The organism is Mesorhizobium sp. M7A.F.Ca.US.014.04.1.1, assembly GCF_003998745.1.
GTDB lineage: Bacteria > Pseudomonadota > Alphaproteobacteria > Rhizobiales > Rhizobiaceae > Mesorhizobium > Mesorhizobium ciceri.
Genome location: NZ_RZRW01000645.1, coordinates 1 through 3,019, shown reverse-complemented (window position 1 = coordinate 3,019; position 3,019 = coordinate 1). Strand labels below are relative to the sequence as shown.

3 protein-coding genes are annotated in these 3,019 nt (G+C 61.9%); 1 reads left to right on the top strand and 2 read right to left on the bottom strand.

The window, feature by feature from the left end; genetic code table 11:
- Both guaD and EOA22_RS29195 read right to left on the bottom strand, forming a co-directional pair.
- A partial coding sequence (guaD, locus tag EOA22_RS29200; protein WP_127390416.1) for a guanine deaminase occupies positions 1–997 on the bottom strand: 997 nt, incomplete at its 3' end.
- Between the two features lies 1 nt (position 998).
- On the bottom strand, positions 999–2,216 hold the full coding sequence (locus EOA22_RS29195) for a urate hydroxylase PuuD (RefSeq protein WP_024501931.1): 1,218 nt from the start codon (positions 2,214–2,216) through the stop codon (positions 999–1,001).
- A 131-nt stretch (positions 2,217–2,347) separates the two neighbouring features.
- On the opposite strand from EOA22_RS29195, the gene EOA22_RS29190 reads away from it, so the two are divergent.
- Positions 2,348–3,019 (top strand): LysR family transcriptional regulator (locus EOA22_RS29190; RefSeq protein ID WP_164755958.1); only part of this gene is annotated, 672 nt, incomplete at its 3' end.

Sequence of the window (3,019 nt, the reverse complement as noted above, 5' to 3'; positions counted from 1 at the left end):
GCATGGAGTAGTTGGTGCCGCCGCCGACATCGGTGGCGGCGGCGATGCGGATCGGCTTGTCGCGTCGGCGAAAGCGCTGATAATCGAAGAGGCCGGAGCCGAGGAAAAGGTTCGAGGTCGGGCAGAACACCGCCACCGAGCCCGAGTCCGAAAGCGCATCCGCTTCGCGCTCCGACAAATGGATGCAGTGGCCGAACAGGCTCTTTTTGCCTAACAGCCCGTAATGCTCGTAGACGTCGGTGTAGTCGCGCGCCCACGGGTAGAGTTCCTGCGTGAAAGCGATCTCGGCGTGGTTTTCCGACAGATGCGTCTGCATGTGCAGGCCGGGATGTTCGCGGCACAACACGCCCGCCATCTCCATCTGCTCCGGCGACGAGGTGATGGCGAAGCGCGGCGTGATGGCGTAGTGCTGGCGGCCCTTGCCGTGCCACTCCTTGATCAGCGCCTTTGTGTCGTCATAGCCGGATTGCGGGGTGTCGAGCACGCCGTCGGGCGCATTGCGATCCATCATCACCTTGCCGGCGATGTTGAGCATGTTGCGGTCATGCGATTCTGCGAAGAAGGCTTCGGCCGAGGCCTTGTGCACCGAGCAGTAGGCGGCGACCGTCGTGGTGCCGTGGCGCACCATTTCGTCGAGGAACAGCCGCGCGATGCGGCGGCCGTGCTGGGCGTTGGCGAACTTCGTTTCTTCCGGAAAAGTGTAGGTGTTCAGCCAGTCGAGCAGTTCGGCGCCGTAGGAGGCGATGATCTGCATCTGCGGAAAATGCGCATGGGCATCTATGAAGCCGGGCAGCAGCAGATGCGGCCGGTGGTCAATCCTTTTCACCGTTTCGTCGGCTTGCTTTTCAACATCGGCATAACTACCCGCGGCGACGATCCTGCCGTCACGGATCAGCAGTCCGCCATCCTCCTCGTAGCGCCAGGCGGAATGGTCTTCGAGAGTTTGCGGCCAGCGCACAAAGGACAGCGTGCGGCCGCGCAGAAGTGTCGAATTCATGCTATTTCCCTGCGCCTTCGAACCAGGCCACCAGCAGCGCCCGTTCCTTGTCGGTGATCTGAGAGACGTTGGCGGGCGGCATGGCGTGGCTGCGGCCGGCCTGCAGATAGATTTCGCGGGCGTGGTTGGCGATATCCGCATCGGTGTCGAGCATCACGCCCTTGGGCGCATGATAGATGCCCTCATAGACCGGCTCCGCCGCGTGGCACATTGAACAGCGGCCGAGCACGGTGTCGCGCACCGCCGGGAAATGCGCTGAAGCGACATAGACTTGCGCCGACGCGGATTCCTTGGGTTCGCCGGTCAGCACTTTCGGCGCGGTCGACAGCCAGATGATGACGATGAACAGGACGAGTGCCGCCATCCAGGTCCAGGTCGGATTGCCCTTGCGCGCATGGACCGAGTTGAAATAGTGCCGGATCAGCACGCCGATGATGAACACCAGCGAGGCGATGACCCAGTTGAACTCAGTGCCGAACGCCAGCGGATAGTGGTTCGACAGCATCAGGAACAGCACCGGCAGCGTCAGGTAATTGTTATGGAGAGAGCGCTGCTTGGCGATCTTGCCGTATTTCGGGTCGGGCTTGCGGCCGGCGATGAGGTCGGCGACGACGATCTTCTGGTTGGGGATGATGACCATGAAGACATTGGCCGACATGATCGTGGCGGTGATGGCGCCCAGATGCAGGAAGGCGGCACGGCCGGTGAACAGGTGGGTCAGTCCCCAGGCGATGAACACCAGCACGCAATAGAGCACCAGCATCAGGCCGGTGTCGCTTTTGCCCAGCGGCGAGCGGCACAGCAGATCGTAGACCACCCAGCCGACGCCGATCGTTGCCAGAGACAGCAGGATGCCGACCGGCACCGACATCGGCAGCACGTTCGGATCGATCAGGAACAGATCGGCCCCGGCATAATAGACGACGCACAGCATGGCGAAGCCGGAAAGCCAGGTGGCGTAGGATTCCCATTTGAACCAGGTCAGGTGTTCCGGCATTTCGGCCGGCGCCACCAGATATTTCTGGATGTGATAAAAGCCGCCGCCATGCACCTGCCATTCCTCGCCGAAGGCGCCGACGGGCATGCCGGGACGCTGGCGCAGGCCGAGATCGAGCGCGACGAAATAGAACGACGAGCCGATCCAGGCGATGCCGGTGACGACATGCAGCCAGCGCACGGCAAAACTCAGCCAATCCCAGAAAATCGCGAAATCCATCATTGAAATCGTCCCTGCCGATTGGGTGACTTTACGGGCTGGAGCGCAAACGGAAAGAGGCGAGGCGCACGAGGACTTTCAAAAAAAAATGGAAAATACTAGGTTGATCCTGCAAACCGGCGAAGGTGCTCCGCATGGCCTATCTCGACAACATCGCCGTCTTCGTTCGCGTCGTTGAACTCGGCAATCTGTCGGCGGCCGGGCGCGACATGCGCATTTCGCCGGCGGTCGCTTCCAACCGCATCAAGGAACTGGAGAAGCACCTTGGCGTGCGGCTGTTCAACCGCACCACACGGCAATTGATGCCGACCGAGCATGGCACGGTTTTTTACGGGGGCGCCAAGCAGGTGCTGGAGGCAATCACCGAGGCGGAAGCGGCAGTCTCTGCCCTTTCCGGCCAGCCGCGCGGCACCATCCGCGTCACGGCACCGCTCGGCCTCGGCCGCCGGCTGGTCGCTTCGGGCATCCCCGATTTCCACGACAAATACCCTGATATCGAGGTGCGGCTCAGGCTCTCGGACCACAATGTCGACATCATGAAGGAAGGCATCGACGTCGCCTTCCGGCTCGGCATCATCGAGGATTCCAGCCTCAGGATGCGCGGCATCATGGAATGCGAGCGCGTGCTGGTGGCGGCGCCGAAATATCTCGAAGCGCGCGGCGAACCGATTGAGCCGCAGGAACTGATCGGCAAGAAGCACGACTGCCTGATGCTGCGTTATTCGGGCGCGCGCGAATATGTGTGGACGCTGCAGACCCCCACCGGCCCGCAGACATTCGAGGTACACGGGCCCTACGAAACCGAC